15 protein-coding genes and 1 tRNA gene are annotated in these 18,952 nt (G+C 40.7%); 7 read left to right on the plus strand and 9 right to left on the minus strand.

Annotated elements, in window-relative coordinates; genetic code table 11:
- Positions 1–19: 19 nt before the first annotated feature.
- The 4 genes from EOD41_RS05260 to EOD41_RS05275 all read right to left on the minus strand — a co-directional run bounded on the left by EOD41_RS05260 (position 20) and on the right by EOD41_RS05275 (position 4,862).
- Entirely contained in the window at positions 20–2,437 is a 2,418-nt protein-coding gene (locus EOD41_RS05260) for an outer membrane beta-barrel protein (protein ID WP_164849888.1), read from the minus strand.
- A 196-nt stretch (positions 2,438–2,633) separates the two neighbouring features.
- Positions 2,634–2,837, minus strand: a complete 204-nt coding sequence (locus EOD41_RS05265; protein ID WP_127703751.1) for a hypothetical protein — start codon at positions 2,835–2,837, stop codon at positions 2,634–2,636.
- Positions 2,834–4,498: a PspC domain-containing protein gene (locus EOD41_RS05270; RefSeq protein ID WP_164849889.1), complete on the minus strand. Its 1,665-nt coding sequence runs from the start codon at positions 4,496–4,498 to the stop codon at positions 2,834–2,836. Before EOD41_RS05270 ends, EOD41_RS05265 begins: the two co-directional genes overlap by 4 nt.
- Before the next feature lie 31 nt (positions 4,499–4,529).
- Complete coding sequence (locus tag EOD41_RS05275) at positions 4,530–4,862, minus strand: PadR family transcriptional regulator (RefSeq protein ID WP_127703753.1); 333 nt, start codon at positions 4,860–4,862, stop codon at positions 4,530–4,532.
- A gap of 183 nt (positions 4,863–5,045) precedes the next feature.
- Between EOD41_RS05275 and EOD41_RS05280 the strand changes: the two genes are divergently transcribed.
- Genes EOD41_RS05280 through EOD41_RS05290 form a run of 3 tightly spaced genes read left to right on the plus strand, consistent with a single transcriptional unit; the run spans position 5,046 to position 10,756 of the window.
- Positions 5,046–8,186 carry a SusC/RagA family TonB-linked outer membrane protein gene (locus EOD41_RS05280; protein WP_127703754.1) on the plus strand — a complete coding sequence of 1,047 codons (3,141 nt, stop codon included), beginning with the start codon at positions 5,046–5,048 and terminating at the stop codon, positions 8,184–8,186.
- Positions 8,187–8,219: 33 nt separating this feature from the next.
- Positions 8,220–9,794: a SusD/RagB family nutrient-binding outer membrane lipoprotein gene (locus EOD41_RS05285; RefSeq protein WP_127703755.1), complete on the plus strand. Its 1,575-nt coding sequence runs from the start codon at positions 8,220–8,222 to the stop codon at positions 9,792–9,794.
- A 32-nt stretch (positions 9,795–9,826) separates the two neighbouring features.
- Entirely contained in the window at positions 9,827–10,756 is a 930-nt protein-coding gene (locus EOD41_RS05290; RefSeq protein WP_127703756.1) for a DUF1735 domain-containing protein, read from the plus strand.
- 68 nt (positions 10,757–10,824) lie between these two features.
- Here the strand turns inward: EOD41_RS05290 and EOD41_RS05295 are convergent, their stop codons facing one another.
- On the minus strand, positions 10,825–11,232 hold the full coding sequence (locus EOD41_RS05295; protein ID WP_127703757.1) for a DoxX family protein: 408 nt from the start codon (positions 11,230–11,232) through the stop codon (positions 10,825–10,827).
- A 40-nt stretch (positions 11,233–11,272) separates the two neighbouring features.
- Positions 11,273–12,178 (minus strand): S66 peptidase family protein, encoded by a 906-nt coding sequence (locus tag EOD41_RS05300; RefSeq protein WP_127703758.1) that lies wholly within the window; start codon positions 12,176–12,178, stop codon positions 11,273–11,275.
- A 40-nt stretch (positions 12,179–12,218) separates the two neighbouring features.
- On the opposite strand from EOD41_RS05300, the gene metG reads away from it, so the two are divergent.
- Complete coding sequence (gene metG, locus EOD41_RS05305) at positions 12,219–14,291, plus strand: methionine--tRNA ligase (RefSeq protein WP_127703759.1); 2,073 nt, start codon at positions 12,219–12,221, stop codon at positions 14,289–14,291.
- A gap of 164 nt (positions 14,292–14,455) precedes the next feature.
- Positions 14,456–14,527: transfer RNA gene (locus EOD41_RS05310), tRNA-Arg, on the plus strand.
- Between the two features lie 36 nt (positions 14,528–14,563).
- Here the strand turns inward: EOD41_RS05310 and EOD41_RS05315 are convergent.
- A complete protein-coding gene (locus EOD41_RS05315) occupies positions 14,564–15,154 on the minus strand; it encodes a 2'-5' RNA ligase family protein (protein ID WP_127703760.1) in 591 nt (196 codons plus the stop codon).
- Between the two features lie 396 nt (positions 15,155–15,550).
- On the opposite strand from EOD41_RS05315, the gene EOD41_RS05320 reads away from it, so the two are divergent.
- Positions 15,551–15,736: a hypothetical protein gene (locus tag EOD41_RS05320; RefSeq protein ID WP_127703761.1), complete on the plus strand. Its 186-nt coding sequence runs from the start codon at positions 15,551–15,553 to the stop codon at positions 15,734–15,736.
- A gap of 53 nt (positions 15,737–15,789) precedes the next feature.
- Here the strand turns inward: EOD41_RS05320 and EOD41_RS05325 are convergent, their stop codons facing one another.
- Positions 15,790–16,377: a Crp/Fnr family transcriptional regulator gene (locus EOD41_RS05325; RefSeq protein ID WP_127703762.1), complete on the minus strand. Its 588-nt coding sequence runs from the start codon at positions 16,375–16,377 to the stop codon at positions 15,790–15,792.
- A 32-nt stretch (positions 16,378–16,409) separates the two neighbouring features.
- Positions 16,410–17,003 carry a DUF308 domain-containing protein gene (locus tag EOD41_RS05330; RefSeq protein ID WP_127703763.1) on the minus strand — a complete coding sequence of 198 codons (594 nt, stop codon included), beginning with the start codon at positions 17,001–17,003 and terminating at the stop codon, positions 16,410–16,412.
- A gap of 173 nt (positions 17,004–17,176) precedes the next feature.
- On the opposite strand from EOD41_RS05330, the gene EOD41_RS05335 reads away from it, so the two are divergent.
- Positions 17,177–18,853 (plus strand): aryl-sulfate sulfotransferase, encoded by a 1,677-nt coding sequence (locus EOD41_RS05335; protein ID WP_127703764.1) that lies wholly within the window; start codon positions 17,177–17,179, stop codon positions 18,851–18,853.
- Positions 18,854–18,952 lie beyond the last annotated feature (99 nt).

Genomic DNA, 18,952 nt, shown 5'->3' on the forward strand with positions numbered 1-18,952 from the left:
TTTGTTTTTGTTTCCCAGTTTAATTTCTTGATTTTACGCGGTTAGCCTCATCATCGGCACCGGTACGGCGGTTGCTTCCCTTGAATTTCGAATTACCGAAATTATAAGTAAGCGTAATTCGGGTAATACGGGTTTCGCGTTGCTGCCTTATTTCAAACTGTGTTGCCTGGTAATTGGCCGAAAGATTGTTTCGCCGGGTGTTGAATACGTCTGACATTGCCAGCTTTATGTTCAATTTCTTGTTGGCGAATGAGCGGCTTACACCGGCATCAATTGAATGTTGCGGCCTTATATCATAAATACCGTAAACCAATGATGACTGATAGTAACTCATTAACTCGGCTTTAAATTGTTTAGGCAATATAAAAGTGTGCTGAGTTTTGAACACGAAAGCGAATTTGCCTTTGCTCAGGTCGGCACCCTGTAAACCGGGATTTTTAAAATCGTTATAAAAACCGTTAAAGTTCACATTACCACTCCACCATTTAAAAAAGGTAAACGGCGAGTTGATGTTAACCGAATAGTAGTTCTGCTCCTTAAAGTTAAGGTTGGTTTGATAAGTAGCTTTACGGGCAGTATCAGTTAAAATAATCTCGGTAAACGAGTCGGTTGTTTTACTATAATTAAAGGTAACGTTGATGCTTTTATTATAGGTATAGTTCAGCTCGAACGAGTTGGTATACTGCGGATTCAGGAAAGGGTTACCCTGTGAATAAGTGTACTGGTCAAGATAATACACAAACGGATTCAAATCTTCATAGCTTGGTCTGTCGATACGGCGGCTGTAGCTGAATCCCATCTCATGCTTTTTACCCAGTTTTTGGTTGATGAATAACGTTGGGAAAAGATTAAGATAATCGCGCTTTACAACCTTATTTTCGGTAACCAGGTTTCCGGTTGATGAAGTATGCTCGGCACGTAAGCCAAACTGTACCGATGTGGTTTTAAATTGCTTGCTTAAATTAAAATAGCCTGCTTTTATTTTTTCGTCGTATATAAAGTGATTTGTACGCCCTGCATCGTTAATCAGTCCTGACCCTGTTGAGTCGACCTGCGCCTGCAAGTCGTTGTCGGTTTTTACCGAGCTAAATTTCGCACCCGCTTCAAGCTTAAGTGTTTTGCTTAAAGATTTGGTGTAATCAACCTTTTGGGTGTTAATAGTAATTGTTGACGGTGTTTCGTTAGCTATAACAAGCGGATTGTTATAAGTACTTCCATCAGGCAAAAAGAAATCAGTTTTATAATAAGCCAGCGAGTTGTTACGGAATTTAGAATAGTCAATATCAACGCTGATCTCCTGGCCAAGAGTATCTATCTGGAATCTGTCGTTCAGGTTAAACGCGATATTGCGGTATTTAGGGTCAATTGTTGATGGTGTTTTGTTTATTGTATCAACAATACCAAATACCGGGCGCACATCAATATTGGTAACGTTGTCATTAACATCGTGCCCGCCTGAGTGATCACCGCTTACCACAAATCCTATCGTATTTCTTTTTGAGGTATTATAATCGGCGCCAAAACGGTAGTTGTTATAATGAATGGTGCTTGCCATGTTGATGTATTGACGGAAATATGTGGTATCATCCGCTTGTATTACACGATTAATATTCATCATATTTTCCCGTTTTATATCGCCACGACTAAATGATCCGAAAAAGTTCCAGTCGCCTTCTTTATGGTTAAGATTGATACTGGTGTTGTTGCGCCAGTTTTTACCATAACCAGCACCGGCTGTAATGCTGCCGTTGGTGCCGCTTACACGGTTCTTTTTCAGTTTAATGTTGATGATACCTGAATTTCCAGCCGCGTCATATTTTGACGACGGATTGGTGATCACCTCTATCGATTGTATCTGCGTACCATCGGTTGAACGCAGCAATGCAGCCAGCTGAGTTGACGACAAATAGGTAAGCTTATCGTTGATCATCACCGTTACGCCGGTTTTGCCCTGCAAACTAATTACATCATCACGATCAACGGTTACACCCGGCGCCTGCTCTAATATTTCCAGCGCGTTGTTGCCGGTAGCCAGTATGCTGTTCTCAACGTTCATCACCATGCGGTCGGGTTTTCGCTCAATGGTTGGGCGGGTAGCGGTAACATTTACCGTAGCAAGGGCTTTACTTTCAGCGGGCATGGTTAAAGCAGGTACGTTAACCGCTCTGCCGTTAACCGCAAAGGGTTTCGAGTAGCTTTTGGTATAACCCATTGATGTAGCCGAAATAATGTAATTGCCTGCCTGTACTTTCTCAAACTGGTAACGACCTGCGTCGCTGCCTAATGTTCCTTTAACTATCGATGAATCTTTGGCACGAAGTAGACTTACAGTAGCAAATTCAACAGGGTTGCCTGTTTCATTAACTAAGCTGCCGGTAACTTGCGCAGATGTTTGCGCTTGAGCAGCTGTAACAAAAGAAAGCCCGGCAGATATCATGATGAACGCCTTTCGGGCCGTTCGGATTAAACAGTTATAAAAATTTTGGCAATAGGTATTCTGTAAAAGCATGATGTCTTTTTTGAAAATTGTAAATAAAACTTGGCTTGCCGGCTCAGCGCCGTATCAGATAAGTGCTATCGTGCAACAAGCATCTTTATATATAAGATGCAAAAAGGTACCGTGTGGTTACAGATCAGTTCAATTTTTTTATTACCGGGAACAGGTTTGCGCCTATGTCCTCTATCAGAGAAAAGCGTTTTTTAGCTGATTTGTACTGACGCACAGTCTTTTTGATATCAGTATCGAAAGAGCTTTTACCGGGAATATGATAATAATAAAAGGGTATAATAAGCCCGCTGCATAGCAGCAGGCTTAAATATTTAATTAACGCTTTCATGGTTTTTTGATAATTGTATCTTTTTTAACCGTAATACTATCCTTAGGCGTGTTAGGAATAATAAGCGTATCAACTTTGCATTGTAAACCGTCGGCTGTCATAATAAAAGCCGATAGTGGCTTATTACGATCTTCATCTGTTTGGTCACAACCATATAAATCCAGATTGTCTATAAACTGGTTCAGATTTTTCTCAAACACCAGTTTGGTATTTAAAGGCACTCTTAATATCAGATATACCTCCTGGTTACGCCATAATTCATCATTGAGTATCTCAAGCTTGCGTGGAAATTTTAAAACTGAATCCTGCTGCTCAAAATGATAAACGGTATTTCGGGCATTGGTGAGTGCTTCCTCGTAATCGCCGCCCCTCGCGCTAAATGATGCTTCGAGCACCGGTATAGCTACATCACTTTTTTCAACCCTGATCCTTACGTTATAGTTGCGCATATCAAAACCGTCGTCTTCATTATCAGTAATGTTCATTCCCGAAAAACGGTCTTTTATATTCAGCCTTGTGCTGTCTTCACTACTAAGATATTTTTGCTCATTTAGTCTTATAAAATAGGTGCCTGTAGATGATGGCTTTAATTTGATGGTTTTACTGAAACTTGCTTCGCTGCGGAAATTGGCAGAAACCTTAGCAGTATAATATATAACTACGCATACTGTAACTATCCATAAAGAAAGCAAGGTAAAACCGGTTGAGCGGTTAAACACAGCACGTTTAAACAATGCTGATATGGTTAATAGTATAACAGTGATAAGCGGTATGGCCAGCAGGAAGAAGCCACATATTAAATATATAGTGTTGGTTTGATAGTTAACGATATTGAAAGGGAACAGGTTATAAATGTTCAAATTACCGTACATAGCAAAGGCTACAACCACACACACTAATGCTATTAATCCGCCAAGTGCGCTTGCCAGCAGGCAGCCAATAAGCACTTTTACCAGCACTTTACCCGCAACTTTAAAGAATGCGCCTAAATGACTGAAAAAGTCGCCTGCAAAATCCCGGGTTTTATATACAAAAGGTCTGTTCTCACTAAAATTCTTCAAACCCTTTTGGGTAAGGTTCATTTCTTCTTCAAAGTTTCGTTTAAAACCCTGCAGGTTCAGCTTCTCGCCTTTCATGGCCATACGGTCGGCACGGCTTATGGCTTTAGGCACTACTATCCATAATATAATGTATATCCACAGGCCTGTGCCAAAGAAAACAAACGCAATGGCAAATGCCAGCCTTATCCATACCGGGTTAGCGTCAAAATAATTGGCTATGCCCGAGCATACCCCCGCAATAATACGGTCATCAGCATCCCTGAAAAGTTTGCGAGGAACGGTGTTGTCGTAAGCGTAAGATGCAGTTCCGGTTGTATTAATACTTTCTTCTTCTGCAATTTCAAAGTCTTCAACGCTGCCCATTAGCTCTATTACGCTGCGAACGTCCTGCTCAATCAATGCCTGTTTGTTGTCGCGTGCCAGTATTTCACCAAACATTTCGGCAATACGGTTCTCAATGTCTGTTGTTATCTCAAGGCTGTCGGCCGAGTTCATAAAATGACGCTTTACGTCAGTCATGTAACTCTTAAGTATTTCGTAGGCATCCTCTTCAATATGAAAAACGGTGCCGTTAATGTTTATTATGATGGTTTTGTTCATGATGATTAAGTATTGTGGAGTGGTGGTATTATTATTTTCTGTCGCCAATGGCTGTACGTACCGCAAATTCAAGTTCCTGCCAGGTAATGTCGAGCTGCTCAAGCACTTTTCGGCCTTCGTCAGATAGTACATAATATTTGCGTGGTGGGCCCGAGGTTGACTCAACCCAGTTGTAGGCGAGCAGTCCATTATTTTTAAGACGCGTTAATAAAGGATACAGAGTACCCTCAACTACAAGCAGTTGGGCTTTTTTAAGCTCGGCTATAATGTCCGACGCATATGTTTCGCCCTTTGCTATAATGGAAAGTATGCAATACTCCAGTATGCCTTTCCGCATTTGGGTTTGGGTGTTTTCAACAATCATAATACAAAGATATATGCTTTAGATTGTATTATGCAATACATAGTACTAAATTTTTGTAATTTTTTAAAAAAGTGCTTTTCACTCAAAATATTTCAGGTTTTTTTCTTAAAAATTTGACTTTTTAATAATGTAACATTACTTTTATGTTTAATTAACTATTAACTGATCTTATTTATTAACGAAATGAAAAAACTTCTACTAGTAAGTTTGTGCTTTCTGTTGTTATGCGTAACGCAGACCTTTGCACAAAACCGGACTATCACCGGTACTGTAACTGCTAAAGAGGATGGACTGCCTGTCCCCGGTGTAAGTGTAACTGTAACCGGAACTCAAATTGGTACCCAAACCAATGCTGATGGTAAATACACTATTAGTGTTCCTGCGTCAGCAAAATCTTTAAGTTTCTCGTTTATTGGTTACGGTGTGGTAACAATGCCTGTTGATGCAAGTGGCGTTGTAAATGCGTCGTTATCTTCGGATACCAGAGAACTTACTGAGGTTGTTGTAACTGCTCTTGGTATCCAAAGGCAAAAAAGAGAACTAGGTTATGCTACTACCACTGTATCAGCTACAGAGGTTAACAAAGCAAAGCCGGTTAACATTGCTAATGGTTTACAAGGTAAAGTATCTGGTTTAAATATTACTACTCAAAACAGTGGCGTTTTTGAAGACGTAAGGATCAACCTGCGTGGTATCCGTTCGCTGTTAGGCAGCAACTCTCCGTTGTTATTGCTTGATGGTGTACAAGTGCCGCTTAGCTATTTTTCTGCGCTTAACCCTAATGATATTGAAAGTGTTAACATTTTGAAAGGTGCCAACAGTGCTGCTATATATGGCCCTGATGCGGTAAACGGTGTTATTGTAATCACTACAAAAAAAGGTTCAGGTGTAAAACCCGAAATAACTTTAAGCAACAGTACGCAATTTTCGAGCATTTCTTTCTTTCCGAAATTTCAAACCCAATTTGGTAGCGGTGGTTACGGTGCTTATACTCCTTATGAAAACTGGTCGTGGGGTGATGCTTTTGATGGTTCTGATAGGGTTGTTGGTAAAACCGAAGCCGGAACTGAGCCGCAGATATTAAAATATTCACCTAATAATTCAAGGGAAGAATTTTTTAACACAGCTACAACTGTACAAAACGATATATCTTTAAAAACAGCAGATACTTATTTAAGTATTCAGGACGCGATAATTAATGGTATCGTTCCAAGCGACAAAAACCGCAGAACCGGTATCCGTTTAAATACAGCTCAGGAGTATGGCCGCTTAAAAGCTAATGTAGGGGTTAACTACAATCAACAAAACTATAATGTTTTTGATGACGATGCGATGTCTGATTACAACGCTGCAAATAACGTTGGTTTAAATGGAGGTTTAATGAACCTGATTTTTAATACTCCAGCACAAATACCATTAACTAGCTACAAAGATTACAAGAATAATCCGTATGCTATGTATAACAACTATTTCAATGATTATGGCTTAAATCCATATTTTGCAATAGATAACTGGAGGAAATTTGGTAAAAGGGAAAACCTTATTGCAAATATCGACCTGAATTTGAAAGCTACCGATTGGTTGAACTTTACTTACAGGGCGGCAATATCTTCAATCAACCTTAACGAAAAATCCAACTCTACAGGTATTCAGCCGTCGCCTTTTGGTATAACACGTGGTTTTACCTCAATACCACAAACTACCGAAGACCGTGCATACCGTAGCAACCAATTATCATCAGAGTTTTTTGCTTCATTTAACAAAACATTTGCTGATGATTACAAAGTTACTGCAATTGCCGGTACTTACCTGCGTCAGATAGAAACACGTGATACATATATTGGCTCAAACAGCCTTGTTGTACCGGGTATCTTTAACCTGTCACAAAGAACAGGAGAGCTTCTTGGTAGTTCAGACCCGGGCAAATCGAGGTTGCTATCATTTTACGGCAGCGTTGGCTTAAGCTACAAGGGTTGGGCTAACCTGGAGGTAACCGGCCGTAATGACAAAACATCATTGCTAAACCCTGAAAAAAATTCATACTTCTATCCGGGTGTAAGCGGATCATTAGTTTTAACTGATGCTATTGAAGCACTAAAAAATAACGACTTCCTTTCTTACGTAAAAGTAAGGGGTGGCTGGAGCAAATCAGGTAATGCTAACGTTGGTACATACGCGTTAAGGGCTACTTATTCGCAAATCAACGGGTTCCCATATACAAGTGTACCGGGTTATACCGCTGATGATAGATATCCTGATTTTAACTTAAAGCCAGAATTTATCAAAAGTACCGAAGCGGGTATCGAATTAGGCTTCTTGAAAGACAAAATCACTTTTGAAGCAACTTACTATAACCAGGACAACACTAACCAAATTATACCGGTTCAGGTTTCTGGTGCTACAGGTTATACAAGCTACCTGATTAATGCTGCATCTTTTGCAAACAGAGGTGTGGAGATGGATCTTGGTTTAAACCGTATCATTACTTTTAAAGATGGGTCTGTAAGCTTCAAAGCGAACGCTACCTACATGGATAGCGAGATAAAAGAAGTTTACTCAACTTTAAATGAACTTGCTATAGGTGGTTTTACATATGCAAGTAACTATGCTATAAAAGGCTATCCGGCATTCGTATTTAAAGCAACCGATTATTTAAGAGACGACCAGGGTCGTGTGATTGTTAACCCAGAAACCGGACGCCCAAGCGCTGACCCGAATACCAAAATATTCGGCCAAACTATGCCAAAATGGATAGTTGGTTTAAACCCGACAGTTACCTGGAAAAACCTGAACCTGTCTGTATTATTTGAATACAAAGGCGGCCACTACGTTTACCACGATATTGGTCAGGCAATGGCCTGGACAGGTGTATCAGCAGCTACTGCAGTTAACAACCGTGAAAGCTATGTGCTTCCAAATTCTTCATATGAGGATCCTGCACACCCTGGAACATACCTGCCAAATACAAGTTACACCATCTCTAACCTGAATGATTTTTATACAGGTGAGTTCCGTGATGTTGCTACAAACTTCTTAACTAAAGCCGATTCATGGAGGCTGCGTGAGATTTCATTATCTTATGATGTACCTGTTAAAATTTTTGGCAACCAAAGCTTTGTTAAAGGCCTTTCAGTTGCTGTTACAGGCAGAAACCTGTTCTTATGGGTTCCTAAAACTAACGTGTACGGTGATCCGGATTTTAGCTTTGGTACTACTACAGGTTCAAACCTTGGTGTTTCATCATCTAACATATCAGGTGTGGCCGATTCTCAAATCAACCCGCCGGTACGTACCATTGGTGGTAACATAGTACTTAAGTTCTAATAAAAAGATTAATAAAATATTAAAGATATAATCATGAAAAAACTAACATGTATATTTTTTACAGCAATCCTGTTTATTTCAGCAGGCTGTAAAAAAAGTTTTTTTGATATAAATGAAAATCCCAATTCCCCTGTAGAAAAGGATGTTGACCCCAAGCTGATTTTACCAAGCGCTTTAAACCGCGCTGCTAATAAAATGGCTGTTTCTTATGCAAACTATGCAGGATGGTTGGGTTACTGGTCTCGTTCCGGTACTTACGGCCCAAGCTCAGAAGAGGAATCATTTAACATTACAACTGGTTTTGAGGCTGACGAGTGGAACTGGTTTGACATACTGTATGACTTTGATACTATGGAGAAAAAAGCTACAGCAGCTAATCAGGGTATGTATGTAGCTATTGCCAAGATCATGAAAACTGTAGGCTTTATGTACCTTGTTGATCAATACAACAACGTGCCTTACACAGAAGCATTTCAATTGGTTGAGCATCCTACCCCAGCATATGATAAGGGTGATTTTATTTATGCCGACCTGTTTAAACAACTGGATGCAGCTGTTGCATTACTTGAAGCAGCTGACCTTGATGCTAACCCGGGCATTGAAGATGCTGACGTAGTATTTAATGGGGATGCAGCAAGCTGGTTGAAATTTGCCAATACCCAGCGTTTAAAATTGCTTATACATACATCTGAAGTTACAAGTGATGCTGCTGCAAAAGCAGAACTGGCAAAAGTTACTCCGGAAGGTTTTTTCTCACAGTCTGGTAACTTTAGCGGTGGCGATTTAGGTGATGGCGCTTATGTTCGGTTAACTTATACTCAAGGCCAAAACAAACAAAACCCGTTTTGGAATACTTATGAAGAGCTTTACACTGGCGATGTAGCAAACCAATACTGGAGAGCAAATAATTATTTGTTAAATCAGGTCTACCGCTGGCAATCAGCTACTGCATGGGATACCCGTTTTTTATATGTATTTGATGAAGCTGATTCACCGCTTGGTGGTAACATATATTACGGGTACAACTATGGTGAAGTAATTCCTAATGATGATCCGTTTAAAGCTGTGAACTCATCAAACGTCGCTGGTCCAGGCCTTGCTTATTCAGCATCTCAGCCGCAATGGTTATTTACTGCTGTTGAAAGTTTGTTTTTGCAAGCTGAAGCAACTCAACGTGGTTGGTTAGCTGGCAACGCTCAGGATGTTTACAACGAAGCTGTATTAGCATCTTTTGAATGGTTAGGCGCAGGTGCAGGTGAAGGTCAGGACTATTTAGATAATGATGCTTTGGCTGCCTGGACTCCTACAGTAAACAAAATCAGGCTGATCAATTTCCAAAAATATATTGCTTTAGCAGGTATAAACAACTTCGAAGCATATGTTGATTACAGAAGGCTTGACGGTGAAGAAGCTATATTGAATGATAAAGCAACTGACGATTTGCCGGCACTTCCTGCATCATTGGCGCCAAGCAGAGGCTCAAACCAAATTCCGCTGCGTTTAATTTATCCTCAATCAGAGTACAACTATAACGCTGCAAACGTAGGTGCTCAGGGTAATATCAAACCACAGTCAGACAGAGTGTTTTGGGATAAAGGAGCAAGATAATAGTTGTTTAATAATTATTAACAGAAAAGAAAATGAAAAGTAAATATATTTTTAGAGGCATTTTACCCGCTTTAGCGGTAGTGCTTTCTCTTTCATCGTGTTTGAAGGATGATAATGTACAACAGGATTTCTCAAAGCTTCAGCCTATAATTGAGTTTCCTGATGAGACACCTAACCTGAACGCGGCTGCAAACTCTAGAAGTGCTGCGGTAGTAGGTGCTGAAGGTACAGTTGAATATTTAGTTCCAATTAAATATTCATTTGGCGAGAATAGCCCGGGTGTTGAAGTAACAGTTGCTTTAGATCAGTCGGTATTAACCAAATATAATGAAGTTAATGAAGATGACCTGCAAATGTTACCTGCAAAGTACTTTAACATACCAAACTTAAAAGTAACTATACCTGCCGGTGAGAAAGTAGGATATTTAAAAATAAATTTTCTTAACACTCTTGATGAAAAATTGTTAAGCTCTCACTATGCTTTGCCGCTTAGGATAACTGATGCGTCGGGCAAAATCATCAGCAGTAACTATGGTACAACTGTTGCATTGTTCGCCATCAAAAATATCTATGATGGTGTGTATGATTTTAGAGGTAATATACAAAGGAATTCTGCAACTGGTCCTGACCCTGCATTAAGCGGTCAAATATCATTTGAAGAAGCCTCTTTGTTTACAAGAGACCAATATTCAGTTTGGTTTGACAGCCAGCTTTGGGCAGGTGGTTCGGGCGTTGCCGGTATAGGTACACCTGGTGTTGATGGTGTTATATTCACCTTTAATCCTACCACAAACAAAATCACAGTAACTTGTCCGGCTAACGCAACATTGAGAAATATTGAGGGTTATGACAGTCATTATGATCCTGCTACAAAAACAGTTTACGCTGGTTTCCAATGGGGTGGCGCACCAAATACAAGGGTTGCAATAGATACCTTGAAATACATTGGTCCAACAGAATAAAAATTCTAAGACTATAAAAAAAAGCCATCTGCGTATAGCGGATGGCTTTTTTTGATTAACCAGTAAACCTATTTTTTATCTACACTGTATCTGCCCGGGCCAACAAATAACAACCCGGCAAATACAAAAGCTACTTCAATTGCATGAGATGCGCCCATAACACCATCGCCTTTCGATAAATGCATTACAGCGGCCACAATCAGGTTAATTGTTAAAAAGATGCATGCCGGCCTGAAGGCAAAGCCTATAAGTATAAGTAAACCGCCAAAGCTTTCGGTAATTGCAGAAAGGAATCCCCACATGGTTGGTAAAAAATTAATACCGAAGTTTTGCATAGACATGCCTAGCTGCTCCCACATTTGTGGACCGCCCATAAGTTTGGGGTAACCATGCCAGATAAACATTACGCCTAAGCCCAAACGGGTTAACAGCAAGCCGAAATTTTTGTACTTGCCTAAACTACTGAATAGTGCCATAAATAATTATTTAGTGATCGGATAAATTACGCAATGACGATTAATGACTAACATAGTTAAGGCTAACTTGTTGTTCGTCAATATTTAAAATTGCTTCACGCCCTAAAATAAGGCTGCAGTTGTTAGGTATGTGGCCTGCAGGGAAATCAAAGCAGACAGGGTAGTTATAGTTCTTAACCACTTCATTTATTATCTCAGGCACGGTTTGTCCAAATGGAATGTCATTATCTTTCATGTCTGTAAAGCCACCCACTACAAGTCCGGCAAGGTTTTTCAGCTTATCTGCCCTGTCGAGCGAGCGTACCATACGATCAATAGAATACAGGTACTCACCAACATCTTCAATAAAAAGTATTTTGCCGGAATAATCAAGGTCAGACACTGATCCGGATACGGCTACCAGCAAGCTTAGGTTTCCGCCAACCAACACGCCTTTTCCTTCACCTGTGCGGTTAATGCTTTGCGTTGGAAGTTGGTATGCTAATTCTTCACCAAATAAAGCCTTATAAAGCGTTTGTATCGACTTTGCAGAAGCATCAGGAATATTGACCGGCATTTGCCCATGAATGGTTTGCAGGGCGTAATTATTATACAGATGTGTATGTAAGATAGTGATATCGCTAAAACCAAGCACCCATTTCGGGTTTTCTTTAAGCCTGTCGAAGTTTATATGGTCTATAATACGGATAGTGCCGTATCCTCCCCGAGCGGCTATAATCGCTTTCACACTATCATCATCAACAAAACGCTGCATGTCTTTAGCACGCAGTTCATCATTACCCGAAAACTGGTGATACGATGCTTCGATTGTATCGCCCAGCACCACTTCAAGCCCCCAGCTTTCAAGCAGGTTTATAGCGTCGGTCATGGGCTTGGGTAACTTTTTGGCGGGGCAGGTTATCGCTATCTTGTCACCTTTTTTAAGATATGGCGGCTTTATGCTCATATTGAATTATCTTTGCCAAATTTAATAACGCTGCACATTAATGTCACAACTTAATAAATTTAAGAGATATACCATAACATCGGCACTGCCTTATGCTAACGGCCCGCTGCATATCGGTCATTTAGCAGGAGCTTATTTGCCTGCCGATATATTTGTACGTTACCTGCGCCTTAAAAAACGTGACGTGGTATACGTGTGCGGATCTGACGAGCATGGCGCCGCTATTACTATAAAAGCAAAAAAGGAAGGTACCACACCCCAGGCCATTATTGACAAATACCACGCGCAGATAAAAAAGAGCTTCGAGGATTTTGGTATCGCGTTCGATATTTATCACCGTACCTCGTCGCCTATACATCATGATCTGTCGAAAGAGTTTTTTTTAAACCTGTATGAAAAAGGCGAGTTTGAAGAAAAATATTCTGAGCAATATTATGACGAAGAGTACGACCAGTTTCTGGCCGACCGCTACATAGTAGGAACCTGCCCCAACTGCCACAATGAAAATGCTTACGGTGATCAGTGTGAAAAATGCGGTACCTCGTTAAGTCCTACAGATTTAATCAATCCGGTATCGACATTAAGCGGTAAAACACCAGTGTTAAAGCCAACGAAGCACTGGTATTTGCCTTTAGACAAATATCAGCCATGGCTTGAAAAATGGATTGACGCCAAAGAAGGTGAGTGGAAGGTAAATGTGTTCGGGCAGTGTAAATCGTGGCTTAAATCAGGTCTGCAACCTCGTTCAATGACACGCGACCTCGACTGGGGTATTGACGTGCCGCTTGAAGAAGCAAAAGGCAAGAAGCTGTATGTATGGCTCGACGCGCCTATCGGTTATATTTCGGCTACAAAACAATGGGCGATCGATAATAACAAAGACTGGCAGCTGTATTGGAAAAAGCAGCAGAACGATGAAGACAACAGTTGCCTTATCCATTTTATCGGTAAAGACAATATCGTATTCCATTGTATCACCTTCCCATCCGTACTGCACGCGCACGGCGAGTATGTGCTGCCGTATAACGTACCGGCAAACGAGTTTTTAAACCTGGAAGGCGATAAATTGTCAACCTCGCGCAACCATGCTGTTTGGCTGCACGAATACCTGGAAGAGTTCGCGAGCAAGCAGGATGAGCTACGCTATGTGCTGACATCGATACTACCAGAGACCAGCGACAGCGAGTTTACCTGGAAAGATTACCAGGCACGCATAAATAACGAACTGGTGGCCATTTTAGGCAACTATGTAAACCGCGTAATGATACTGATGCACAAATATTACAACGGTGTTATTGAAACATCAGGCGACTACCTGGAGCTTACTGATAACAACCTGAAACAAGAAATAGGCGGTTATTACGATGAACTGGAGCGAAGCCTGGATACCTTCAAATTCAGGCAGGGTTTGCAGGCGGTGATTGACATGGCACGTTTAGGTAACCGTTACCTAACAGAAAAAGAGCCGTGGAAAACCATTAAAACTGATCCTGATGCTGCTAAAGAGGCGCTGCACAACAGCATTATATTAATTGGGCATTTGGCTACATGCCTGCAGGTGTTTTTACCGCGTACCGCGCAAAAAATACTGGCCATGCTTAACTGGAAGGCTGATACGTTATATTACGACGAAGAGATCATCGTATCAAACGGTCACCGCCTTAACCAGCCTGAGCTGCTTTTTGAAAAGATAGAAGATGAGGTAATTGAACGCCAGCTACAGAAACTACGCGCGCAAAAAGAGGCCGTTCAAGAGGCGCAGGCAGCCGTTGTTGCGCCTGCAAAAGAAAACATCACTTTTGAGCAATTCACCGGGCTTGACATACGCACAGGCACCATATTGGCTGCTGAAAAAGTGGCTAAGACTAAGAAACTACTTAAGCTCACTATTGATACCGGTATCGACCAGCGCACGGTGGTGTCAGGTATTGCCGAGTGTTTTGAATGCGATGCGATAGTTGGTCAGAAAGTAAGCATACTGGTGAACCTTGAACCGAGGGAGATAAAAGGCATCATGTCGCAGGGAATGATACTGATGGCTGAAGATGCGGCAGGTAAGCTTAGTTTTGTACATCCTGCCGGCGATGTACCCAACGGTTCGGTGATTAGGTAGACATGCGAATGTGCAGATATGAAGATGTGCGTATTTTGTTATTGGGAGAAATGCAGATGATTTTAAAATTAAGCCAATAATTTGCACCTTTGCACAGATTTGGAAAACGGGAAAGCGACAAGGGTAAATCCCAAGTTTAGCCTCCGAAATTTGAAATCAAAACTGGCCCTGTAGTTCAACGGATAGAATAGAAGTTTCCTAAACTTTAGATATGAGTTCGATTCTCGTCGGGGCTACAAAGCCGCTTTACGAAAATAAAGCGGCTTTTTTGTTTAGAACAGGGACATCTGGGTATCTAATGGTCCTGTCTGTAAAAATGGGTATTCTCCAATAACGTCGTATCTAAAGTTGACGGAGGCAAATGGCCTTCTCAGTAAAAGAATACTATTTGCAATGGTACTTGATTCATATTCTACATTTTCCCACCTTGACCAAGCTTTCAAAAATTCAAACTCTGGTATTCCTTTTGCAATGGTTAGATGAGCATTTTTTGTGTTATAATGAGGTGGATAATATTTAACAGACTTCAGTATCGGTTTAAGAAACTTCTTGATGTATTTCGCCATTTCTGAAAATTCTTTTTCCTCTTTCAATTTCACATAAAGCGTATAAGTAGATCTTGAAAAATAATCAAAACCACAAACGTTTATTTGAAAGGTTGAAATATTTGAAACATTCCTTTCAAAACATTTAATTAGTCTTTCTTCATTTGACGCCGGTTGAATAATATCCAACACGGTAAAATGCGGAGGGGAGGAATCCCAGCCATATTCTCTTTTACATCGAATTTTCATGCGCATGGTGTCTGACATAACCCACCTATCCGGCTTTATTATTGCTAAGTATTGAATATTATTTTCCATAGCTACCCTAAAACAAAATTACTACTATTTTTAGTATTTTGCATCTGTATTTGCTCATAACCGACAGAGGTAACCGATGTATAGGCAAAGTAATCCCAGTCCCTAAAACAGTTTAAAGATTATGAAAACGTCATGCAGTATTCTACGATAAGCATATCAGAGAGCTATTATATATCACTTACTCGCCAACCTCATCAAATCTTTAATAAATTGGTTCGATATCTTTCCTTTATGGGCTACTTAACAAAGATGACTGGCATCAAATTCCTTAAATAAAATCAAATTATAATAGTGCACTTTGTAATTATCTAAAGCAATCATATTTTTGAATACCTGAGCTAACGGCAGTCGGCAGAATGATTTTTATCACTTTATTAAAATAGAAAGGACTAACCATTGAAATTTATATTCGGCATAATGGCCATTATTATAGGTGTGGCGTTATATAAGCAAATCAACTTCGAAACGTTTACATTTAAACATACGGGAATGGCTATCGTTTACATCATCGGGTTTGCAATTTCAATCTTTGTTGTGATCAGAAACTGGAACAATAAAGGTGCGGTTAACATTGATAAATAGAGAATTTCCGAATGCGTAATTCGGGATTAAATAACCAGGATGAAACTTTTAAACTACCGCTGTATCCTTTTCCGTATCCGGCTTAATGAAGGGTTCTTAATTCCCAGATAAGAGGAAATATGATATGCCGGTATGCGGTTAACAATGTTATTATGATTTTCTAAAAGCCTGATGTACCGTTGCTCGGGTGAAAAGAATAACAATTCCTCTGCCCGTGTTTGCGAGTAGGTGAAGAACAGTTCTGCTAACAATCTGCCGAATTTCGCCCAGTTAGGATGTGTTTCATACAAATCAAAAAGATCGCGGTAGGTGATATACACAATCTCGCAATCCTCCATCGCCTGGATGAAATAATGACATGCATTGCGCGTAATAAAACTCCTGAACGAAACAATAAACTGATTTTCTGAAAAGAAAAAGATGTTGGTCTCCTCGCTTGTTTCAGGGTGGCTATAATATATGCGGAAGATGCCCTTAACTACCAGTCCCAGATCATTACATACCACATATTGTACATTAAAGAAATCGCCTTTTTTTATTTTGCGTGGTTTCCAGAAAGGTTTGCTGTCGGCAAGGTCTTTTTCAGTTAACGGAGCAAAGCTTGTTAAAGTTGCTTTCAGTACGTCATGATAGTCGCTCATACCACAAGGTTTATTTAAACAAGTATAGAACGTTATACTGCTTTTTCAAGATTTTTTATGGTTTTTGACAGCCTGATTGCTGACAGCAGAAAATAAAAAGCGCCAAAGGCTGAATAACCCGCTAAACTGCTGACACCCATTGTGGGTGAGTTAGCCATAGCTATAAATGAAATACCTGCCAGCATTGACTGTCCGCCGCTAATAATCAGGGGCCATTGGCCGCCCAGCTTCTTCCTGCGACTGATGCCAAGAATTAATTGAACAAGGCCGGAGACAAATGCCCATACCCCAAAAACGATCAGCGCCTGAGAAACGCCTTTTTGTAATGCCAGGACTACTCCGATTGTGGTTAAAATGCCAAAAACGATATTTACATACTGAGGTGTTTTTGATACTTGCTGAGGATTGGCCTTTATATCGAGAAAGGTGGCAAAAACGTCCCAGGCCGGGTATATAACAAAAAGAATGTTGGCTATTGTAGTATTGGATTTAGCAAACACTGATACCAGTATAACCCAGATAATTGAAAATGTGGTACGTATAAAATACAGACGGCGCAGAGATTTAGCGGTTGTAACTGCAGTTGCTGAAGCTGTTACGTTTGGTGATGCGATTAATGATTCCATGATATGTTTTGTTTGGAAACAAAAGTACACGCAAACCACAAGGCAGTTTTTCACTTAAGTTAAAACAGAGATATCGCCAGGCTTATACATAACTTTCACAACATCGCACTTCTCTTCACACCCATAACTTATTTCTTCAGGTATTGTTAAGTTAATTACCAACCACCACTTTTATGAAAAGATTAACAGTTATGGGCAATCTGCCCGGGGCTTCCACCATGATGTTCACACAAACAAAAGGGTATAAGATAAGTGCAGGGAGCTATTCAAAATTACATAAACAATTGTTGTTAGCGCTACTTGCAATAGCATGCTTGTATGGCTGCCATAAAGACAAAACACCCGGTAAAGACGTTGATCCCGATCCTGTAGTAACACAATTCACTATTCCTGAAGAAAGCGTTCAGCTAAACCCCAGCGGTTACGCCCCGTTATGCGCCGTGGTAACCTTTACCAGCCCGATAAACGGGCATACCGAGATCATCGTTAAGGGGAAGAATGGCGAAGCATCAGACATTAAACACACGTTTACTGACAATGGTACTCAGCACCAGATAACCGTTGCCGGCTTGTATGCCGATTATGACAACACGGTTGAAATATCTGTTATAGACGATAAACAAAACCGCGCCAACAGCACAATTTCCATAACTACCGGCGCTTTGCCGCCAACCATACCAAACTACATAAACTTTGAAGTTGCCGACCGCACCAAAATGGAAAGCGGCTTTAGTTTGGTAAGCAGTTTCAGTAATCTTCCCAATCCACCTTCAATGCCTTATATGGTTGATAGTTTTGGCGATATTCGCTGGATAGTGGATTACCGTACCCACCCGCAGCTAAACCAACTGTTTTATGATGACGGCATAGCCAGGCTAAAAAATGGGAACTTCTACTTTGCCGATCAGAAACTCGGTATTTTCGAAATTGACCTGCTTGGCAATGTAGTATATAACTGGGATTTGCATGGGTATGTGTTCCATCATGAAGTGCATGAAAAGCCTGATGGTAATTTTTTAATCAGCGTAACCAAACCTGAAAGTACAAACAGCAACGGACAGCCTACGGTTGAGGACTATATTTTGGAAATTGGCCGTAACAGCGGTGATATTATAAATACTTGGGACCTCAAGGAATCACTGGACGTTTACCGCCGTGCCATGAGCGACGACAGCCAGGATTGGATACATGTAAACGCGGTTTTGTATGATGAAACTGATAACACCATCATTGTGTCGGGGCGGGTACAGGGTGTTGTAAAGCTAACATATGACAACCATGTAAAATGGATACTTGGCCCTCATCGCGGTTGGGGAAGCAACAGCCGGGGTGAAGACATGAATCAGTTTTTGCTTAAGCCTTTAGATGCTTCAGGCAATTTGATAGCCGACAACGCCGTGCTCGACGGCAGCGCTAATCATCCCGATTTTGAATGGAGCTGGTATCAACACTCGCCTATACATATGCCCGGCGGCAACCTTATGGTGTTTGATAATGGCGATAACCGGAACTTTACTGGCAGGGTTAACTACAGTCGTGCTGTTGAGTATAAAATAGACCCGGTTAACATGACTGTACAGCAGGTATGGGCTTATGGCAAAGAGCGCGGTGAAGAAACTTTCTCACGCATTGTATCCTCAGTTAAGTTTTTACCCGGTACTAAACATGTGTTGTTTTCACCCGGTTTCCAGGTGCCCAATGCGCAGGGTATGGGCGGTAAGTCAGTCGAAATAGATTACGCTACAAAACAAGTAATTTCAGAACTTAGTGTAAGTTCGGCCAATGGCTGGGGCTTTCACCGTGTATACCGCATGAGTCTTTATCCTGAAGAAATTATGAATGCTGAATGATTTTTTTTGATGCAACAAGCTTTAAACTTATTTAATCAGGTTTTGTTACATTTATAACAAAACCTACAGATTAGGAAGACCTTAACAGTTTCCGGAGAT

Origin of the sequence: Mucilaginibacter limnophilus, from assembly GCF_004005815.1 — a bacterium.
Lineage (GTDB): Bacteria > Bacteroidota > Bacteroidia > Sphingobacteriales > Sphingobacteriaceae > Mucilaginibacter > Mucilaginibacter limnophilus.

Excerpts from the sequence above, each read along its gene's own strand:
- EOD41_RS05270 (WP_164849889.1), bottom strand. The coding sequence starts at position 4,498 with ATGAACAAAACCATCATAATAAACATTAACGGCACCGTTTTTCATATT.
- EOD41_RS05275 (WP_127703753.1), bottom strand. The coding sequence starts at position 4,862 with ATGATTGTTGAAAACACCCAAACCCAAATGCGGAAAGGCATACTGGAG.
- EOD41_RS05260 (WP_164849888.1), bottom strand. The coding sequence starts at position 2,437 with ATGATATCTGCCGGGCTTTCTTTTGTTACAGCTGCTCAAGCGCAAACA.
- EOD41_RS05325 (WP_127703762.1), bottom strand. The coding sequence starts at position 16,377 with ATGAGCGACTATCATGACGTACTGAAAGCAACTTTAACAAGCTTTGCT.
- EOD41_RS05290 (WP_127703756.1), top strand. The coding sequence starts at position 9,827 with ATGAAAAGTAAATATATTTTTAGAGGCATTTTACCCGCTTTAGCGGTA.
- metG (WP_127703759.1), top strand. The coding sequence starts at position 12,219 with ATGTCACAACTTAATAAATTTAAGAGATATACCATAACATCGGCACTG.
- EOD41_RS05330 (WP_127703763.1), bottom strand. The coding sequence starts at position 17,003 with ATGGAATCATTAATCGCATCACCAAACGTAACAGCTTCAGCAACTGCA.
- EOD41_RS05265 (WP_127703751.1), bottom strand. The coding sequence starts at position 2,837 with ATGAAAGCGTTAATTAAATATTTAAGCCTGCTGCTATGCAGCGGGCTT.
- EOD41_RS05315 (WP_127703760.1), bottom strand. The coding sequence starts at position 15,154 with ATGGAAAATAATATTCAATACTTAGCAATAATAAAGCCGGATAGGTGG.
- EOD41_RS05280 (WP_127703754.1), top strand. The coding sequence starts at position 5,046 with ATGAAAAAACTTCTACTAGTAAGTTTGTGCTTTCTGTTGTTATGCGTA.
- EOD41_RS05285 (WP_127703755.1), top strand. The coding sequence starts at position 8,220 with ATGAAAAAACTAACATGTATATTTTTTACAGCAATCCTGTTTATTTCA.
- EOD41_RS05295 (WP_127703757.1), bottom strand. The coding sequence starts at position 11,232 with ATGGCACTATTCAGTAGTTTAGGCAAGTACAAAAATTTCGGCTTGCTG.
- EOD41_RS05300 (WP_127703758.1), bottom strand. The coding sequence starts at position 12,178 with ATGAGCATAAAGCCGCCATATCTTAAAAAAGGTGACAAGATAGCGATA.
- EOD41_RS05335 (WP_127703764.1), top strand. The coding sequence starts at position 17,177 with ATGAAAAGATTAACAGTTATGGGCAATCTGCCCGGGGCTTCCACCATG.